Source organism: Arthrobacter sp. T2-23 (genome assembly GCF_055398325.1).
Genome location: NZ_AP027917.1, coordinates 3,482,074 through 3,500,647 on the forward strand (window position 1 = coordinate 3,482,074; position 18,574 = coordinate 3,500,647).

The window sequence follows — 18,574 nt, forward strand, 5'->3', positions numbered from 1 at the left end:
CCCCTGTTCATGGTCTTTGCATTGCCGGGCGTTACGCCTGGCCAGGCTCCTCGGCGGGGGCCAGCACGACGTCGCTCACCGTCAGCTCACCTTCGCCGGCCACCAGGGCCAGTTCGCGGGCGTTGGCCGCGGCCTTGAGGTCGCCCAGACCGGCCTTCAGCTGGGTCGTCAGGGACTCGGACGCCGTAATGGTCGCGGACAGCACCTCGGTGCGCTGCTTGACCTTCGCCTCGGATTTGGCCTTGCGGATGCCGCCGAGCGCCGCGCCCACCGTGGCGAGCAGGGTGGTGTCGCCGTCGATCTCCACGGCGGCGGGCCACTGCGCCCGGTGCACCGAGCCGGTCCGCCACCAGCCCCAGACTTCCTCGGTGGCGAACGGCAGGAACGGCGCAAAGAGCCGCAGCAGGGTGTCCAGGCTCGTGGCCAGCGCGGCCAGCACGGACGCCTGCTCTGCCTCGCCCGCGGCACCGTAGGCGCGGTCCTTGATCAGCTCCACATAGTCGTCGGTGAAGTGCCAGAAGAAGCTCTCGGTGATCTGCAGGGCCCGGGCGTAGTCGTAGTTCTCGAACGCCTTGGTGGCCTGCCGGACCACCTCGGAGAGCTGCGCCAGCACGGCGCGGTCCAGGGGGTTGCTCAGCACCGAGACGTCGGAGGAGACCACGGAGTTCTCGGTGGCGCCCAGGTTCAGCACGAACTTGGAGGCGTTGAGCAGCTTGATGGCCAGGCGGCGGCCGATCTTCATCTGTGCGATCTCGTAGGCGGTGTCCGCGCCGAGCTTGGCCGAGGCCGCCCAGTAGCGGACGGCGTCCGAGCCGTACTCGTTGAGGACGTCGGTCGGGACGATCACGTTGCCCTTGGACTTGGACATCTTCTTCCGGTCCGGGTCGAGGATCCAGCCGGAGATCGCGGCGTGCTTCCACGGTGCGACGTCCTGGAGGGCATCGGCGCGGACGGCGGTGGAGAACAGCCACGTCCGGATGATGTCGTGGGCCTGCGGGCGCACGTCAAACGGGAAGACCTTGGCGAAGAGCGCCTCGTCCGTGCTCCAGCCGCCCACGATCTGTGGGGTCAGCGAGGAGGTGGCCCAGGTGTCCAGGACGTCCGCGTCGCCGGTGAAGCCGCCCGGCACATCGCGCTGGGCTTCCTCGTAGCCGGGGGCCGCGTCCGCGGCGGGATCCACCGGGAGCTGGGCGTCGGAGGGCAGGATCGGCGCGTCGTAGTCCGGGTTGCCGTCGGCGTCGAGCGGGTACCAGACCGGCACCGGCACGCCGAAGAAGCGCTGGCGCGAGACCAGCCAGTCGCCGTTCAGGCCGGTGATCCAGTTCTCGTAGCGCGAGCGCATAAAGGACGGGTGGAATTCGATCTCGTTGCCGCGGCCGATCAGGCGCTCACGGCGCTCCTCGTCGCGGCCGCCGTTGCGGATGTACCACTGGCGCGAGGTCACAACCTCGAGGGGCTTGTCGCCCTTTTCGAAGAAGTTCACCGGGTGCATGATCTTCTTGGGCTCGCCGTCGAGCAGGTCCGCGGCGGCGAGCAGCTCCACCACGCCTTCCTTGGCGCTGAAGACGGTCTTGCCCGCGATTGCCTGGAACGCGGCGCGGCCTTCCTCGGAGGTGATCCAGTCAGGCGTTTCGCCGATGATGCGGCCGTCGCGGCCCACGATCGCGCGGGTGGGCAGCTGCAGCTCACGCCACCAGGTCACGTCGGTCAGGTCGCCGAAGGTGCAGACCATGGCGATGCCGGAGCCCTTGTCCGCCTTGGCGAGCGGGTGGGCCCGGACCTCCACCTCGACGCCGAACAGGGGTGAGGTGACCTTCTTGCCGAACAGCGGCTGGTACCGCTCGTCGTCGGGGTTGGCCACGAGCGCGGCGCAGGCGGCCAGCAGTTCGGGGCGGGTGGTCTCGATGTAGATCTTGTCGCCGTCCTCGGTGAAGAACGGGTAGCGGTAGTAGGCGCCGGCGACCTCGCGGTCCTCCAGCTCGGCCTGGGCCACCGCGGTGCGGAACGTGACATCCCAGAGGGTGGGGGCCTCCGCCATGTAGGCGTCGCCGGCGTTCAGGTTGGCCAGGAACGCCCGCTGGGAGATGGCGCGCGACTTGTCGTCGATGGTCCGATAGGTCAGGTCCCAGTCAACGGACAGGCCGAGGGTCTGGAACAGGTTCTCGAAGACCTTTTCGTCCTCGACGGCAAGTTCCTCGCAGAGTTCGATGAAGTTCCGGCGCGAGACGACGTCGAAGTCGCGCTGGTTCTTGGCGGGCTCCGCCGGCGGCCGGTAGTCGGCGTCGTAGGGAATGGCCGGATCGCAGCGGACGCCGTAGTAGTTCTGCACGCGCCGCTCGGTGGGCAGGCCGTTGTCGTCCCAGCCCATCGGGTAGAAGACGTTCTTGCCGGTCATCCGCTGGTAGCGGGCCAGGACGTCGGTCTGGGTGTAGGAGAACATGTGTCCCACGTGCAGGGAGCCCGACGCGGTGGGCGGGGGAGTGTCGATCGAGAAGACCTGCTCCCGGGTGGTGTCCCGGTTGAACTTGTAGGTCCCTTCGTCAAGCCAGCGCCGGGTGAGGGCGCTTTCCAGCCCCTCCAGGGCGGGCTTGTCCGGAACGTTGATGGGGGCGGTGGTGGGCGTGTCTGTACCCTGCGTGTCTTCAGCCATGGGTCAATTCTTGCAGTTCTTTACACTTCGTTTCACCGCGCTGCGCTATTTTCGCGAATCTAACTGCAATAACGTGCACCACTATGAAGGAAAACACCGGACATTTTGCGATCAAGCGCATCTACGACGAACCCGCCGACGACGACGGCTGCCGGGTCCTCGTGGACCGGCTCTGGCCGCGCGGCGTCAGCAAGGAACGAGCTCAACTGGAGCTGTGGCTCAAGGAAGTAGCGCCCTCGCCGCCGCTGCGGACCGAATTCGCCCACATGCAGGAACGCTTCGCGGACTTCCGCGCCGCCTACGAGGCCGAGCTGGAAACGAACCCCGCCGTGGGCACCCTGCGGGAGCTGGCCGCCCAGCATGCGAAGGTGACCCTGCTTTTTGGTGCCAGGGATCCGGAGACCAACCACGCCCGCGTGCTGCTGGAATTCCTGGAGCGCTAAAACGCTAGGGTGGTGCCATGACTGAGGAAACCGACATCAAGACATCAGCAGCCAAATCAGCAGTGGTCACCGGGGCGAGCACCGGCATCGGTGAGGCCACGGTGCGCGCACTCCGGCAGGAAGGCTGGACCGTCTTCGCCGTCGCCCGCCGCGTCGACCGGCTGGAGGCACTCGCCGACGCGACCGGCGCCGTCGCCCTCCCCGCCGACGTGACCGACGACGCCGACGTAAGGCGGCTGGTGGACGAGGTGACCCGTGCCGGGGGAATCGACACCCTCATCAACGTCGCCGGCGGCGCCCGCGGCGCCGACAAGGTGGCCGACGCCAAGACCGAGGACTGGGCCTGGATGTACGAGGTCAACGTGCTCGGGACCATGAAGCTCACCCGCGCGTTCCTGCCGATGCTGCGGGCGTGCGGCGAGGGCACCGTACTGAACCTGACCTCGACGGCGGGCCTGTCCGCCTATGAGGGCGGCGGCGGTTACAACGCCGCGAAGTTCGCCCAGCACGCCCTCACCGGGGCGCTTCGGCTGGAAGAGGCCGAACACAACCTCCGGGTGATCGAGGTGGCCCCCGGCATGGTCCAGACCGAGGAGTTCTCCCTGAACCGGCTCGGCGACGCGGGCGCCGCGGAGAAGGTCTACGCCGGCGTGGAGAAGCCGCTCACGGCCGCTGACGTCGCCGACGTCGTCCGCTTCGCTGTCACCGCGCCGCACCACGTGAACCTGGACCAGATCGTGATCCGCCCGGTGGCGCAGGCGTCGAACTTCAAGGTGATCCGCAAGGGCTAGCCGGGACGGCCGCGCCGGGGCCGGGCAACCGCGCGGGGGCCGGGCCGGGCATTGTGCCACCGGCCCCCGGACGTTCACCACCGCGTCGCCCGGGGGCCGGGACGGGGTGGCCGGGAGTTCGCCGGGGGAAGGCACGGTGGCTGGTGCAACTGCACACCACCAGAGTGGAGATCCTTTTCCCATGCGAAACCCGACGAAGCCCGGTTCTTCGATTGTCAGTGCCGCCGTAGTCGGCGCAGCCCTGCTGCTCGCCTCCTCCGTCCCGGCCCAGGCGGCCGACACCAACGCCGGCGGCACCTCCGCAGCTGGGGGCGACAACCACTTCGACCTTCAGGCACACCGCGGCGGGATCGGCCTGACTGTCGAATCGACCCTGGCGTCCTTCGCCAAGGGGATCGAGACCGGCGTCACCACCCTCGAAATGGACCTCCAGATCACCAAGGACGGCCGCGAAGTCATCACCCATGACCGCAAGATCAGCGCCCAGAAATGCCTGGACACGGCACCGGTCACCCCGAATGACCCGCAGTTTCCGTACGTGGGCAAGTACATCAAGGACCTCACCTTCGACCAGGTCCGCAGCCTGGACTGCGGCTCGCTGACCCTGCCGCAGTTCCCCGGCCAGCAGGCCTCTCCGGGCGCCAAGATGCCCACCCTGGCCGAGGTGTTCGCCATGACGGACGCCCACCACGCCAGTCAGGTGAGGTTCAATATCGAGACCAAGGTCGAAGCCGGCGCCCCCGAGCAGACCGCACCCCGCGAACAGTTCGTCGAAGTCGCCCTGCGAGAAATCAACAAGGCGCACATGCAGCACCGCGTCTCCATCGAAAGCTTCGACTGGGGCTCCCTGCGCCTCGTCCAGCAGCAGGCGCCCAAGATCCCGACCGTCGCACTGACCAACAAGGACTTCCTGCAGGCCGGCCAGCCCGGGAAGTCCCCGTGGCTCGGCGGCATCGACGCCGACGACTTCGGCGGCGACCTGGTCGCTGCGGCCGCGTCCCTCCACTTCAACGCCATCTCCCCGGTCCACGGCTCGCCGCAGAACGGCAAGGTGACGGACCCGGACTACGTCCCCTACGTCACCGCGGACATGGTGCGCCGTGCCCACGCCGCAGGAATGCAGGTCATCCCGTGGACCGTCGATGACAAGCCCACCATGCGGGCCCTGATCGAAGACGGGGTCGATGGGCTGATCACCGACTACCCCGACCGGCTCCGCGAGGTTATGGCCGAGTCCGGCATGAAACTGCCCAAGGCGTTCGCGTTGAAGGCTGCCCGCTAGGGTGCCGGCGTCGTGATTCACTGCCCGGTGGCTGGTCCGCCGGGCAGTGAAACGCGGGGACTTCCGGTAACATCGACGTATCAGCTTTGACCCGGCCATCACCGGTGAGCTTCCGGAAGAACGCCCCGGCGCGGCAACACGACGCGCCAGGGCCGGTAGAACCGGACGGGTAAGCCCGTCACAGCAGTCAACGAGCGGCCGCCTTCGGTGCAGCGCTTTCCTTTGGATTCTCAGGGGAAGGGCGGGATCGGGGACGGTAAGTGAGGTGGTACCGCGGTGCCGGTGTTGGTGAAACAACACACGAGCCGTCCTCGCATCCTGAATGAATCCCGTTGTTCACCAGCTCAACCCAGGATGTCGAGATGACCCATTACCCCAAGGCCTCAGCCGCACCCGCAGGCGCCGGCACCTCCACTTCCAGCACCACTGGCGTATCCGCCTCCGTGAAGTTCCCGGAGATCGAAGAGCGCATCCTGAAGTACTGGGACCAGGACGGCACCTTCCAAGCGAGTATCGACCAGCGGGATGCCGGCCAAGATGGCAGCAACGAATTCGTGTTCTACGACGGCCCGCCCTTCGCCAACGGCCTGCCGCACTACGGCCACCTGCTGACCGGCTATGCCAAGGACCTCGTGGGCCGTTACCAGACCCAGCGCGGCCGCCGGGTCGAGCGCCGCTTCGGCTGGGACACCCACGGGCTGCCCGCCGAGCTGGAAGCCATGAAGCAGCTGGGCATGACGGACAAGACCCAGATCGAGGCCATGGGCATCGACAAGTTCAACGACGCCTGCCGCGCCTCGGTGATGAAGTACGCCGACGAATGGAAGAGCTACGTCACCCGGCAGGCGCGCTGGGTGGACTTCGAGAACGACTACAAGACGCTCAACGTCGAGTACATGGAGTCCGTCCTCTGGGCTTTCAAGCAGCTGCACGAAAAGGGCCTGACCTACAACGGCTACCGGGTTCTGCCTTACTGCTGGAAGGACGAGACACCGCTGTCCAACCATGAACTGCGGATGGACGACGACGTCTACAAGAACCGCCAGGACCAGACCGTCACGGTGACGTTCCCCATCACGGCGGGGGAGTCGGAGCTCTCCAAGCAGCTCGCCGGGGTGCAGGCGCTCGCCTGGACCACCACGCCGTGGACGCTGCCCACCAACCTGGCGCTCGCCGTCGGGCCCGCCATCAGCTACGTTGTGCTGCCCGCCGGCCCGAACGGAATCAAGGCTGCCGCGGCCGAGGCACCCGTCACCGGCAGCTTCCTGCTCGCGGCGGACCTGCTGGGCGCCTACGCCAAGGACCTTGGCTACGGGGACGGCGCCGAGGGCGCTGCCGCCGCGGAGGCTGCCGTCGTGTCCCGCCACAGCGGCACCGAACTCGAGGGCCTCAGCTACGAGCCGCTCTGGGACTACTTCGCCGACGCCGAGAAGTACGGCACCGAGCACGCCTGGCGCTTCCTCGTGGCCGACTACGTCACCACGACCGACGGCACCGGCATCGTCCACCAGGCCCCCGCCTACGGTGAAGACGACCAGAAGGTCTGTGAAGAGGCCGGAATCCCGGTGGTCCTCTCGGTGGACGAGGGCGCGAAGTTCCTGCCGCTGTTTGGCCACGGTGACCTCGCCGAGATCGCCGGGCTCCAGGTCTTCGAGGCCAACAAGCCCATCACCCAGGTGCTCCGAGCCCAGGGCCGCCTTGTCCGCCAGGCCAGCTACGAGCACTCCTACCCGCACTGCTGGCGCTGCCGCAACCCGCTGATCTACCGTGCGGTGTCTTCCTGGTACGTGGAGGTCACCAAGTTCAAGGACCGCATGTCCGAACTAAACCAGGAGATCAACTGGATCCCGGGCAACGTCAAAGACGGCCAGTTCGGCAAGTGGCTCGCCAACGCCCGCGACTGGTCCATCAGCCGCAACCGCTACTGGGGCAGCCCTATCCCGGTCTGGCAGTCCACCGACCCGGACTACCCGCGCACCGACGTCTACGGCTCCCTCGCCGAAATCGAAGCCGACTTCGGCCGGCTCCCGCTGAACAAGGCCGGCCAGGTGGACCTGCACCGGCCGTTCATCGACGAGCTCACCCGCCCCAACCCGGACGACCCACGCACCCCCGAGGAAGGCCAGTCCTTGATGCGGCGCGTCGAGGACGTTCTGGACGTGTGGTTCGACTCCGGTTCTATGCCCTACGGCCAGGTCCACTACCCGTTCCAGAACGAGGAATGGTTCGACACCCACAATCCGGCGGACTTCATCGTTGAATACATCGGGCAGACCCGCGGCTGGTTCTACATGCTGCACATCCTCTCCACCGCGCTGTTCGACCGGCCGGCCTTCCGCAACGTCATCAGCCACGGCATCGTGCTGGGCTCCGACGGGCAGAAGATGTCCAAGAGCCTTCGCAACTACCCGGACGTCTCCGAGGTCCTGGACCGCGACGGCTCCGACGCGATGCGCTGGTTCCTGATGTCGAGCCCGATCCTGCGCGGCGGCAACCTCGTGGTCACCGAGCAGGGCATCCGCGACGGCGTCCGCCAGGTCATCCTCCCGCTGTGGAACGTGTACAGCTTCTTCACCCTGTACACGAACGCTGCCGCAGGCGGCGCGGGCTACGACGCGAGGCTGCGCTACGACGGCTACGCCGACACCCTGGACCAGTACCTGATGGCCAACACCGGCGACCTGGTCCGGAACATGACCACGCAGCTGGACAGCTACGACATCTCCGGAGCCTGCGATGAACTGCGCGGCTACCTGGACATGCTCACCAACTGGTACGTCCGCCGCAGCCGCCAACGCTTCTTCGATGAGAACGTCGACGCCTTCGATGCGCTCTACACCGCGCTGGAAACGGTCTGCCGGGTCGCGGCGTCGCTGCTGCCGCTGGTGTCCGAGGAGATCTGGCGCGGCCTCACCGGCGGTCGCTCCGTGCACCTGGCCGACTGGCCGGACGCGGAACTGTTCCCGGCCGACGCCGGACTCGTCGAGGCGATGGACCGGGTGCAGCAGATCTGCTCCACCGGCTCCTCGCTGCGTAAGGCCGCCAACCTCCGCGTGCGCCTGCCGCTGCAGGAACTCACCGTGGTGGCCCCCGGCGCAGGCGCGCTGGAGGGCTTCGCCGCCGTCGTAGCCGATGAACTGAACCTGCGCTCCGTGCGCCTGCTCGACGCCGAGAGCGCCTCCCCGGAGGAGTTCGGCATCGAGCAGAAGCTGGTGGTCAACGCCCGTGCCGCCGGGCCGCGGCTGGGGAAGAACGTCCAGCAGGCCATCAAGGGCTCCAAGTCCGGCGACTGGAGCGTGGACGACGCCGGGCTGGTCACCGCCGGCGGGCTCGTCCTCGAGCCGCAGGAATACACCTTGGAAACCGTGGTGGCAGAAGCAGCCGAAGGCGAGGGCTCCCGCGCAGCGGCAGTGCTGCCGGGCGGCGGCTTCGTGGTGCTCAACACCGAGGTCACCCCGGAACTCGAAGCCGAAGGCACCGCCCGTGACTTGGTCCGCGCCATCCAGCAGGCCCGCAAGGACGCCGGGCTCAACGTCAGCGACCGGATCCGCACCATCGTTACCGCGGCGCCCGACACCATCGAAGCGCTGCTGGCCCACGCCGAGCTGGTCAAGACCGAGACCCTCACCGTGGAGCTGGGCACTGTACCCGCCGACGTCAAGGACCCGCAGGTCAGCGTCGAAAAAGTAACCGTTGAAGTAGGGGCATAATTCATGACCGACGAATTTTCCGTAGAGAGCGTCTACGCCGAGCTGCTGGGCCGGGCGCCGGAAAACAAGATGGAGCCGCGGCTGGCGCCCCTGCACCGGGCCATGGATATCCTGGGGGAGCCGAACAAGGCGTTCCCGATCATCCACGTCACCGGCACCAACGGCAAGACTTCCACGGCGCGGATGATCGAGGCCGGGCTGCGCGCCCACGGACTGAGCACGGGCCGGTACACGAGCCCGCACCTGTCCAAAGTCACCGAACGGATCAGTATCGATGGCGAACCGGTGCCGGATGAGACGTTCGTCCGGATCTGGGACGAGATCCGCCCGTACCTGGAAATCGTGGACGGCGAGCTCGAGGCCGACGGCCAGCCGCGGCTGACCTACTTCGAGTGCCTGACCATCCTGGGCTTCGCGGTCTTCGCGGACCAGCCGGTCAACGTGGCCGTGATCGAGGTGGGCCTCGGCGGCATCACCGACGCGACCAACGTCGGCGACGGTCAGGTCGCCGTGGTCACGCCGATCTCACTGGACCACACCGAGCTGCTGGGCGAGACGACTGAGGAGATCGCCTACGAAAAAGCCGGCATCATCAAGCCCGGCGGCTTCCTGATCAGCGCGGCGCAGCCCGTGGACGCGGCCCAGGTCCTGCTGGAGAAGGCCAAGGAAGTCAACGTGCCGTTCCGCTTCGAAGGCGTGGAGTTCGGCGTCGAGTCCCGCAACGTCGCCGTCGGCGGCCAGATGGTGACCATCCAGGGCATCGCCGGCCGCTACGAGGACCTGCTGGTCCCCCTGCACGGGGCGCACCAGGCCGAGAACGCCGCCGTCGCGATTGCCGCGCTGGAAGCTTTCTTCGGCGCCGAGAAGCCGCTCGACGCCGAGGTGCTGCAGGAAGCCTTCGCCTCCGTCAGCTCCCCGGGCCGGCTGGAGGTGCTCCGCACCGCGCCGACCATCATCGTGGACGCCGCGCACAACCCCGAGGGCATCCGGGTCTCCGCCGAGGCCATCCACGAGGCGTTCAGCTTCAGCAAGCTCGTGGTGGTCGTCGGTGTCCTGAAGGAAAAAGACGCCGAGGAAATCCTCCGCCAGCTCAAGGAATCCCTGGGCGACCTGGCCTCGGAGTACTGCTTCACCCAGTCCAACTCGCCGCGGGCCGTACCGGCCGAGGACCTCGCCGAGCTGGCGCTGGACCTGGGCTTTGGCGAGGACAACATCCACGTCGCCGAGAAGCTCGACGACGCCCTCGAGTGGGCGGTGGAGCGGGCCGAGTTCAACGAGGACCTCGCCGGCGGGATCCTCGTCACCGGTTCCATCACGCTGGTGGCCGAGGCCCGGATCCTGCTCGGAAAGACCGAGGCGTAACCATGGCCAGACTCACCAAGGCCCAGCGCGAATGGCGCCCGGGCATGCCCAAGAAACGCCGCTCCACCAAGGTCATGTTCGCCTCGACCGTGCTCCTGCTGGAGGCCTTTGTGGCGCTCTTTGGCACCCTCGCGGTCTTCGGGCTGCGGCGCGGGGAGCTGCCGCCGCTGCTGGTGTTCGGCGTCGGCATCGGCCTGAGCGTGGTGCTCGTGCTGACCTGCGCGGTGCTCTCGAAGCCGTGGGGCGTGGCCCTGGGCTGGATCCTGCAGGTGCTGCTGATCCTCACCGGCATCGTGGAGCCGACAATGTACGTGGTCGGGGGCCTCTTCGCGATCACCTGGTGGTACGGAATCCGGACCGGCATCCGGATCGACCGCGAAGCGGCCCAGCGCGAACGCGAGCAGGCCGCCTGGGAAGCCGCGAATCCCGAAGGCCAAAGCAACTAGACTTGTCCCGAACCCCACCCCAACCAAAATTGGAGCAGCTGTGAGTACTGAGCGCACCCTCGTCCTGGTCAAGCCCGACGGCGTCGCCCGCAACCTGACCGGCAGCATCATCGCCCGGATCGAAGCCAAGGGCTACACCCTGGCCGAACTCAAGAAGGTCAACGCGAGCCGCGAACTCCTGGAACAGCACTACGAGGAGCACGTCGGCAAGCCCTTCTACGAGCCGCTGGTCGAGTTCATGCTCAGCGGACCTGTGGTCGCCGCGATCTTCGAAGGCCACCGCGTGATCGAGGGCTTCCGTTCCCTCGCCGGCACCACGGACCCGACGACGGCGGCGCCCGGCACCATCCGGGGCGACTTCGGCCGCGACTGGGGCGAGAAGGTCCAGCAGAACCTGGTCCACGGCTCCGACTCGGCCGAGTCCGCCGAGCGCGAGATCAAGATCTGGTTCTAAGCACCGCCGACAAGCGCACGTTCGCGCTGTTGTTGGCGGGTTGGTTAGTAGCCGGAGGTTCCCACGAAGACCTGGATGAAGGCGAAGAAGATGGTGGCGACCACGGCGACGTAGAGCAGCGCCGTGAGGATCCAGCCGGAGTCGCCGACGATGCGGGCGGCAGCGGCGGGCATCGGGATGAAGCCGTGGCTCACGTTGCGCACGGTCACCCAGACGAACAGGGGAATCATCGCGGCCCACACGATCATGCAGAACGGGCACAGAATGTGGATGGAGTACAGCGCCTGGGACCAGAGCCACACCACAAACGCGAAGCCCAGCGTGACGCCGGCCTGCAGCCCGAGCCAGTACCAGCGGGCAAACGTTGCACCGGCGAGGAGGCCCATGGCAGTGGTGATGATGACGGCGAACGCGACAATGCCGATGAACATATTGGGGAAGCCGAAGAGTGAACTCTGCCAGGTCTGCATCACCTGGCCGCACGAGATCCACGGGTTCACGTCACACACCGTCACGTGCTTGGGGTCCTTCAGGACTTCCAGTTTTTCGAGTACCAGCGTTCCCGAAGCCAGCCAGCCGACGACGCCGGTGATCAGCAGGAGCCAGCCGAACGGGCGGTCGCGGGTCATCGGCGGGAGGGGGCGCTCCGCCGCGGCCGTGCCGGTGGCGTGCCCGCCGGCGGTCACATCGTCCGGGGCGTGCGAGATGCTGGGCATGGAAACTCGATCCTTTGCGTCGGGTGCTCTTGGGCCGATTGTATCGCCGCAGGCTGGGCGAATCCGGGTGGGCGTCGTGCCCGCACCAGTGATTCGGTGCACGGCGCGGGGCGGATGCCCCGCCTAGCCCGGCTTTGGCGGCTCCTGTGAGACAATGAACGTGGCTGGGACATGATCCACATTCACGTCTCAGTCCGGCGACTTTGTTTTCAAGACCGCCAATGATGAGCAGGGCATACTTCGGGTCCCTCGATCCGACCTATCCCGCAATGCCATTGGACGGCACCTGGTTGTGACGTACAGATCAACGGGTTCAGAACAATCTCGCCGGCCTTCCAGGGCTGCCGCACCCCACTGCCGGTGCGAACCTGGGGGTACTCAATTGACTTCTGTCAATGCCTGCGGGTGTTGACAAATATTTGCCCCCGCGGGTACCGGATGTGGCGGTACATCCAGGGGCAGGAGTGTCGCCACATATGGATAATGACCAGCTAGTAGCCGGTAACGACGAAGCAATTGTTACCGAGGAAGCACCGGAAACCGCCGCAACTGAGGTGCCGAAGAAGGCCACCCGGACCCGGCGCAAGGCAGCGCCCAAGGCGGAAGCCGCAGCCAGCGCGTCCGACGTCGTTGCTGACGCCGCCGAAGTCCCCTCCACCGAAGTCCCGGCCGACGCCGAGCCGGCTAAGGCCCCGGCCCGCCGAAGCCGGTCGCGGAAGAAGATCGACGTCGAGGCAGAGCCAGCAGTCGTCGGGTCAGCGGCCGTGGCCGACGCCCCCGTTGAGCTGCCCGCCGCCGAGGCAGCCCCGGAAAAGCCGGTCCGCCGCCGCGCCTCCCGCGCCAAGGCCGCCCCGGTGACCGCGGAGACCGACGACGCCGCACAGGCCGAATCCGTTCCGGCGACGGACGTCGCTCACGCTGCCCCCGCGACCGCCGCTACCCCCGACGTCGCAGAGACTGCGGAGACCGCGCCAGCCGCCGAGGTTCTCGCCGAAACCGCTGAAGGTCCCTCGCTCTTCCTCGCGCCCGGTGCCGTCACGTCGATGATCTTCCAGGCCCCGGACCTGACCGCCGTCGTCCGCCCGACCCCGGCCCCGGCCGCAGCCGAGGACGCGGAAGAGGAAGAAGACGAAGAAGCCGAGGGCGACGACGCCGGCAGCCGCCGTCGTCGCCGCAGCCGTGGACGCCGCGGCCGCAGTCGCGCAGGCGAGTCCGACACCGAGGCAGATGACGCAGCGGAGTCCGGCGAGGACGCCGAGGGCACCCTCGAGGACGGCGTGACCTCGCGCCGCCGCCGTCGTCGCCGCCGCGGCGACCAGGACCTCGAACTGACCGGCGGCGGGGACGACGATCCGCCCAACACAGTGACCCGCGTTCGTGCCCCGCGTGCGATCAGCGAGGCCCCGCCGAGCAACCGCGTCACCTCGGTCAAGGGCTCCACCCGCCTGGAAGCCAAGAAGCAGCGCCGCCGCGAATCCCGCGACACCGGCCGCCGCCGCACGGTCATCACCGAGGCCGAGTTCCTGGCCCGCCGCGAATCCGTGGACCGGCAGATGATCGTCCGCCAGCGCGACGACAGAATCCAGATCGGCGTCCTTGAGGACGGCGTGCTGGCCGAGCACTTTGTCTCCAAGACCCAGCAGGACTCCCTGATCGGCAACGTCTACCTGGGCAAGGTCCAGAACGTGCTGCCGTCCATGGAGGCCGCCTTCGTCGACATCGGACGCGGCCGCAACGCCGTGCTGTACGCCGGCGAGGTCAACTGGGACGCCGTCAACCTCGAGGGCAAGCAGCGCCGGATCGAAAACGCGCTCAAGTCCGGCGACTCCGTGCTGGTCCAGGTCACCAAGGACCCGGTCGGCCACAAGGGCGCCCGCCTGACCAGCCAGATCTCGCTGCCCGGCCGCTACCTCGTCTACGTCCCCGGCGGCTCCATGACCGGCATCTCCCGCAAGCTGCCCGACGTCGAACGCAACCGCCTCAAGCGGATCCTCAAGGACCGCCTCCCGGAGAGCGCGGGCGTCATCGTCCGCACCGCCGCCGAGGGGGCCTCGGAGGAAGAGCTGACGCATGACATCAACCGTCTGCGCGCCCAGTGGGAGGGCATCGAGAGCCAGTCCACGTCCACCAAGATCCTGGCCCCCGAGCTGCTCTACGGCGAACCGGACCTGACCATCAAGGTGGTCCGCGACGTGTTCAACGAGGACTTCTCCAAGCTGATCGTCTCCGGCGAGGAGGCTTGGGACACGATCGAGGCCTACGTCACCTACGTGGCTCCGGACCTGGTGGGCCGGCTCGAGAAGTGGACCAAGGACACGGACATCTTCGCGGCCTGGCGCATCGACGAGCAGATCCACAAGGCACTGGACCGCAAGGTCTTCCTGCCCTCCGGCGGCTCCCTCGTGATCGACCGCACCGAAGCCATGACCGTGGTGGACGTCAACACCGGCAAGTTCACCGGCAGCGGCGGCAACCTCGAGGAAACCGTCACCAAGAACAACCTGGAAGCGGCCGAGGAAGTCGTCCGCCAGCTCCGGCTCCGGGACATCGGCGGCATCATCGTCATCGACTTCATCGACATGGTGCTCGAATCCAACCGTGACCTCGTGCTGCGCCGCATGGTGGAGTGCCTTGGCCGGGACCGGACCAAGCACCAGGTGGCCGAGGTGACCTCCCTGGGCCTTGTGCAGATGACCCGCAAGCGGATGGGCACCGGGCTGCTGGAAGTCTTCGGCGAACAGTGCGAAGCCTGCGCCGGCCGCGGCGTCGTCACCCATGACGAGCCCGTCGAACACCGCCGCGCCAACACCGTCGCCGCGGAACACCACGTCCCGCGGGCCGAGCACCAGCCCGCCGGCCGCACCGAGCGCAAGCGCCGCCGCGGCCGGGGCGGCCAGGGATCGGACGAGCAGTCCGCACCCGCTGCCGTGCACCCGGAGCCCACAGAGGCCGAGCGTCACGCCAAGGCAGAGGCGACCCGCGCAGCGCTGGCGAACATCGCCGCCGCCGCGCACGCCGCCCACCTGCACGACGGCGACGCGACGGCAGCGCCCGACGCCGAAACCCGCCAGGCTGCGCTGGACGCGGCCGTGGAAGTTGCCTCAACGGAGGAGGCTGCCGGGCGTCCGGCCGCCGTGTTGACCTTTGGCGGCGAGCAGGTTGCCCTGCCCTTCGTCGAGCACGCCGAGGAAGCCCAGCAGCCAGCGCTGACCCTGGATCTGCTCACCGAGGCGTTCGCCAACCTGGGCGACGCCGAGGCCGGCAAGACGGCCGCAGCGGTTCCGGCCGCCGAGGCGCCCCAAGCACCAGGGGAGCCCTCCGCGGCGGCCCCCGCCGCGGAAGCCCCCGAACCGGCCGCCGCAGCGCCGTCCCGTGCCACCCGTGGCCGGGGACGCGCCCGGACCGCACGGATCCAGCCGCCGAGTGCCCGCACCCGCGAGCCGCAGACTCCCGTCCGCGAGGAGGCCGCCCAGGCTCCCGCCGCGCAGGCTCCCGTCCGCCAGGAGGCCGCCAAGGCTCCCGTTGCCAAGGCGCCGGCCGCCACCGCACCCGTAGCGCAGGCTGCGGCCGCGGACACCAGCGCGCCGCGGCGGGTCCGCCGGAACCGGAGCGCCAGCCGGGCCCAGGGCGCTGCCAACGAGACGTCCGTGCAGCAGCGCGCGATGTCTCCGTCGGCTGCCGCCGGCTCGGTCCACGAAGCCAAGGCGCCGGAGCCGGCGAAGGCGGCGGCCAAGCCGGCGGCCAGCGAGCCGATCATCCTCGGCGTTGGCGTTCCCGCCTCGGAGCTCTAGGACCAGCCAGGCACCACCACTCGCGGGTACCGCCCGGACTCGACGCAGCATCGCGTCGAGCGGGGACGGTACCCGCGAGTTCGTTAACGGGCCTGGTAACAACTGCGGCCGTGCGGACGCGGCCGGGCAGGGAACGCTAGGCTGGGGGACTGACACGGGGTGCCGAGCAACGAGCCGGCTGAGATCCAGACCCGTTGAACCTGTCCGGTTAACACCGACGAAGGGATGTCTCTTGTCTTCATCGACCCAGGCTGCAGCGGCTCTGCAGGCAACAGCCCACGCTCCAGCAGCCCAGGCTCCAGCGGCCCAGGCTCCTTCCATCCTGCAGTCCGCCTTCCCGGCACCCGCACACGGCGCCCCGGCAGCCGGCCTGCCCGCCGCGCCCCCGATTCCGCGGGTCCTCGCCATCGCGGGCTCGGACCCCTCCGGCGGCGCCGGCATCCAGGCCGACTTGAAGAGCATCGCCGCGCTCGGCGGCTACGGCATGGCCGCCATCACCGCGCTGACCGCCCAAAACACCCAAGGCGTCCGGTCCGTCCATGTGCCGCCGGCGTCGTTCCTGACCTCCCAGTTGGACGCGATCAGCGACGACATCACCATCGACGCCGTCAAAATCGGCATGCTCGGCGACGCCGCGGTGATCGACGCCGTCCGTGCCTGGCTCGAACGGGTCCGCCCCGCCGTCGTGGTCCTGGACCCGGTGATGGTGGCCACCAGCGGCGACCGGCTGCTGCAGGAATCGGCCGAGACCGCCCTGCGGGCCCTGCTTCCGCTCGCGGACCTCATCACCCCGAACCTCGCCGAACTGGCCATGCTGCTTGGCGAAGAACACGCAGCGGACTGGGCCGGCGCGCTGGGCCAGGGCAAGCGGCTCGCGGCCCTCACAGGCACCACAGTCCTGGTCAAGGGCGGCCACCTCCAGAACGAGGGAGCCGACGGCGGCGGCTGCCCCGACGCGCTGGTCAACACCGGGGGACTGCTCGGCCAGGAGACGGTGGTGGTGCCGGGCCAGCGGATCGCCACCCGGAACAGCCACGGCACCGGTTGCTCGCTGTCCTCGGCGCTGGCCACGGTGCAGGCCAGGACGGGGGACTGGGAGGCATCACTGCGAGAGGCCAAGCCGTGGCTGGTCGGAGCGCTGCGGGAGGCGGGACGCCTCGACGTCGGACGCGGCAACGGTCCGGTGCACCATTTCCACCACCTGCAGCAGGCCGCAGCGCCGGGGGCGCCCGCGTTCCAGACCGAAGGCGACTTCGCCGCGGTCCTCGACGGGGCCGCCGCCGACGGGCTGGCGGCGATCTACGGCCTGGACTTCATTCGTGGCCTCGCTGACGGCACCCTGCCCGAACGCGAGTTCGCCTACTACCTCAGCCAGGACGCCCTGTACCTCAACGGCTACTCGCGGGTGCTGTCCCGCGCGGCGGCCCTCGCGCCGTCGGAAGCCGAACAGCTGTTCTGGTCCCGGTCGGCGCAGCAGTGCCTGGAGGTCGAATCCGAACTGCACCGGAATTGGCTGGCCGACCGGGCTGTTGAGGGGACACAGGGGCCCGTCACCAAGGCGTACGTGGACCATCTGCATGCGGCTTCCCTCGCCGGCAGCTACGGGGTACTCGTGGCGGCGGCGCTGCCGTGCTTCTGGCTCTACGCCGAAGTGGGGGCCACCTTGCATCAGGAGTACCTCGGCGCCGGTGCCCCCGCGGACCACCCCTATGCGGAATGGCTGCGCACCTACGCCGACGAGGCCTTCGCGGAGTCGACACGCCAGGCCATCAGGTACACGGACGCGGCCGGCCGCCGGGGTTCCGATGCGGAGCGCAGCGCCATGGCCGTCGCCTTCAGGCAGTCGTGCCGCTACGAGGTGGAATTCTTCGACGCGCCGAGGTTGCACTCCTGAACGGCCCGGCCGGATGCGGCCGGTAGGATAGTGGGGCGCGGTTCCGGAAGTCGCTGCGATGCCACAGCTTTGGCCCCTCGGGGACACCGTGTGGCGTCAGTCACGCACTACCCGCCGGGACCAGCCTCGTTTGCGGCCGAAGGCAAAATTAGCGTAGTCTAGATCTTCGGTGCTTACGCCAACACTTGGGTTATGACCTTGAGGAACAGTTCGCTCGTATTGCGGGCAGGACTTTCCACGGGATAGCTCATGGGTTCCCCCGGGGAATCCACCGGCGTTGAGGCACAGCGTGAGCCGGTCCGGTTAGTTTGGTACCAGGTTCCGCACGCAAATCTAGTAATAAACGTCGAGAGAAGTGAGTTCCCCAGTGGTGTACGCGATTGTCCGCGCAGGCGGCCGCCAAGAGAAGGTTTCCGTTGGAGACTTCGTTACCCTGAACCGCGTCCCCGGTGGAGCCGGCAGCACTTTTGAGTTGCCCGCACTGCTCCTGGTGGACGGTGACAAGGTCACGACTGCAGCCAAGGACCTGGCCAAGGTAACGGTTACGGCTGAGATCCTGGAAGACCTCCGTGGTCCCAAGATCGTCATCCAGAAGTTCAAGAACAAGACCGGTTACAAGAAGCGCCAGGGTCACCGTCAGGAACTGACCAAGGTCAAGATCACCGGTATCAAGTAACTCTTCGTTACTGATCAGGTTCCAACAGTCCCCAGAATTTTTGAAGGCAGGCATTTCAAATGGCACATAAAAAAGGCGCGAGCTCCACTCGCAACGGTCGTGACTCCAACGCCCAGTACCTCGGCGTCAAGCGCTTCGGCGGCCAGGTAGTTTCCGCAGGCGAGATCATCGTCCGCCAGCGCGGCACCCACTTCCACCCGGGCGCCGGCGTCGGCCGCGGCGGCGACGACACCCTGTTCGCCCTGACCCCCGGTGCTGTCGAGTTCGGCACCCGCCGTGGTCGTCGCGTTGTGAACATCGTGGCTGCTGCAGCTGCAGAGTAACAACAAGTTCTAAATCGGTGGGGCGGGCCAGTAGGT

Annotated in this window: 13 protein-coding genes and 1 riboswitch; of the genes, 11 read left to right on the forward strand and 2 right to left on the reverse strand. The window is 68.0% G+C overall.

The features are described from left to right. Nucleotides 1-31 precede the first annotated feature (31 nt). Nucleotides 32-2,650, reverse strand: coding sequence for a valine--tRNA ligase (gene valS / locus ACZ5Z0_RS16315; RefSeq protein WP_464109308.1), 2,619 nt, complete (start codon nt 2,648-2,650; stop codon nt 32-34). An 83-nt stretch (nt 2,651-2,733) separates the two neighbouring features. Between valS and ACZ5Z0_RS16320 the strand changes: the two genes are divergently transcribed. The 7 genes from ACZ5Z0_RS16320 (at nt 2,734) to ndk (ending at nt 11,138) form a co-directional block, all read left to right on the forward strand. After that, nucleotides 2,734-3,093: a DUF488 domain-containing protein gene (locus ACZ5Z0_RS16320; RefSeq protein WP_464109309.1), complete on the forward strand. Its 360-nt coding sequence runs from the start codon at nt 2,734-2,736 to the stop codon at nt 3,091-3,093. A gap of 17 nt (nt 3,094-3,110) precedes the next feature. Next, a complete protein-coding gene (locus tag ACZ5Z0_RS16325) occupies nt 3,111-3,884 on the forward strand; it encodes an SDR family oxidoreductase (RefSeq protein WP_464109310.1) in 774 nt (257 codons plus the stop codon). Between the two features lie 181 nt (nt 3,885-4,065). Beyond that, on the forward strand, nt 4,066-5,166 hold the full coding sequence (locus tag ACZ5Z0_RS16330; RefSeq protein ID WP_464109311.1) for a glycerophosphodiester phosphodiesterase: 1,101 nt from the start codon (nt 4,066-4,068) through the stop codon (nt 5,164-5,166). 362 nt (nt 5,167-5,528) lie between these two features. Further along, the gene (gene ileS, locus ACZ5Z0_RS16335) at nt 5,529-8,876 is read left to right on the forward strand and encodes an isoleucine--tRNA ligase (RefSeq protein ID WP_464109312.1); all 3,348 of its coding nucleotides are present in this window, start codon (nt 5,529-5,531) and stop codon (nt 8,874-8,876) included. 3 nt (nt 8,877-8,879) lie between these two features. Further along, the gene (locus ACZ5Z0_RS16340) at nt 8,880-10,238 is read left to right on the forward strand and encodes a bifunctional folylpolyglutamate synthase/dihydrofolate synthase (RefSeq protein ID WP_464109313.1); all 1,359 of its coding nucleotides are present in this window, start codon (nt 8,880-8,882) and stop codon (nt 10,236-10,238) included. Nucleotides 10,239-10,240: 2 nt separating this feature from the next. Continuing rightward, on the forward strand, nt 10,241-10,684 hold the full coding sequence (locus tag ACZ5Z0_RS16345) for a DUF4233 domain-containing protein (RefSeq protein ID WP_138769093.1): 444 nt from the start codon (nt 10,241-10,243) through the stop codon (nt 10,682-10,684). A 40-nt stretch (nt 10,685-10,724) separates the two neighbouring features. Further along, nucleotides 10,725-11,138 carry a nucleoside-diphosphate kinase gene (gene ndk / locus ACZ5Z0_RS16350; RefSeq protein WP_138769094.1) on the forward strand — a complete coding sequence of 138 codons (414 nt, stop codon included), beginning with the start codon at nt 10,725-10,727 and terminating at the stop codon, nt 11,136-11,138. Between the two features lie 44 nt (nt 11,139-11,182). On the opposite strand, the gene ACZ5Z0_RS16355 is transcribed toward ndk, so the two are convergent. Further along, nucleotides 11,183-11,854 (reverse strand): vitamin K epoxide reductase family protein, encoded by a 672-nt coding sequence (locus tag ACZ5Z0_RS16355; RefSeq protein WP_464109314.1) that lies wholly within the window; start codon nt 11,852-11,854, stop codon nt 11,183-11,185. A gap of 476 nt (nt 11,855-12,330) precedes the next feature. Here ACZ5Z0_RS16355 and ACZ5Z0_RS16360 point away from each other — a divergent pair, with 476 nt between their 5' ends. From ACZ5Z0_RS16360 to rpmA, 4 genes are all read left to right on the forward strand, one after another. Then, nucleotides 12,331-15,645, forward strand: coding sequence for an Rne/Rng family ribonuclease (locus ACZ5Z0_RS16360; protein WP_464109315.1), 3,315 nt, complete (start codon nt 12,331-12,333; stop codon nt 15,643-15,645). Nucleotides 15,646-15,790: 145 nt separating this feature from the next. Next, nucleotides 15,791-15,888, forward strand: a riboswitch (TPP riboswitch). Between the two features lie 127 nt (nt 15,889-16,015). Continuing rightward, nucleotides 16,016-17,539, forward strand: coding sequence for a bifunctional hydroxymethylpyrimidine kinase/phosphomethylpyrimidine kinase (locus tag ACZ5Z0_RS16365; RefSeq protein ID WP_464110808.1), 1,524 nt, complete (start codon nt 16,016-16,018; stop codon nt 17,537-17,539). A gap of 367 nt (nt 17,540-17,906) precedes the next feature. Continuing rightward, a complete protein-coding gene (rplU, locus tag ACZ5Z0_RS16370; RefSeq protein WP_138770443.1) occupies nt 17,907-18,215 on the forward strand; it encodes a 50S ribosomal protein L21 in 309 nt (102 codons plus the stop codon). Between the two features lie 59 nt (nt 18,216-18,274). Next, the gene (gene rpmA, locus ACZ5Z0_RS16375; RefSeq protein WP_009372867.1) at nt 18,275-18,538 is read left to right on the forward strand and encodes a 50S ribosomal protein L27; all 264 of its coding nucleotides are present in this window, start codon (nt 18,275-18,277) and stop codon (nt 18,536-18,538) included. Nucleotides 18,539-18,574: the final 36 nt, after the last annotated feature.

Bases quoted from the DNA above. Each gene is read 5' to 3' on its own strand.
- ACZ5Z0_RS16340 (WP_464109313.1), top strand. From the start codon at position 8,880: ATGACCGACGAATTTTCCGTAGAGAGCGTCTACGCCGAGCTGCTGGGC.
- ACZ5Z0_RS16325 (WP_464109310.1), top strand. From the start codon at position 3,111: ATGACTGAGGAAACCGACATCAAGACATCAGCAGCCAAATCAGCAGTG.
- ACZ5Z0_RS16355 (WP_464109314.1), bottom strand. From the start codon at position 11,854: ATGCCCAGCATCTCGCACGCCCCGGACGATGTGACCGCCGGCGGGCAC.
- ileS (WP_464109312.1), top strand. From the start codon at position 5,529: ATGACCCATTACCCCAAGGCCTCAGCCGCACCCGCAGGCGCCGGCACC.
- valS (WP_464109308.1), bottom strand. From the start codon at position 2,650: ATGGCTGAAGACACGCAGGGTACAGACACGCCCACCACCGCCCCCATC.
- ACZ5Z0_RS16345 (WP_138769093.1), top strand. From the start codon at position 10,241: ATGGCCAGACTCACCAAGGCCCAGCGCGAATGGCGCCCGGGCATGCCC.
- ACZ5Z0_RS16330 (WP_464109311.1), top strand. From the start codon at position 4,066: ATGCGAAACCCGACGAAGCCCGGTTCTTCGATTGTCAGTGCCGCCGTA.
- rpmA (WP_009372867.1), top strand. From the start codon at position 18,275: ATGGCACATAAAAAAGGCGCGAGCTCCACTCGCAACGGTCGTGACTCC.
- ACZ5Z0_RS16320 (WP_464109309.1), top strand. From the start codon at position 2,734: ATGAAGGAAAACACCGGACATTTTGCGATCAAGCGCATCTACGACGAA.
- ACZ5Z0_RS16360 (WP_464109315.1), top strand. From the start codon at position 12,331: ATGGATAATGACCAGCTAGTAGCCGGTAACGACGAAGCAATTGTTACC.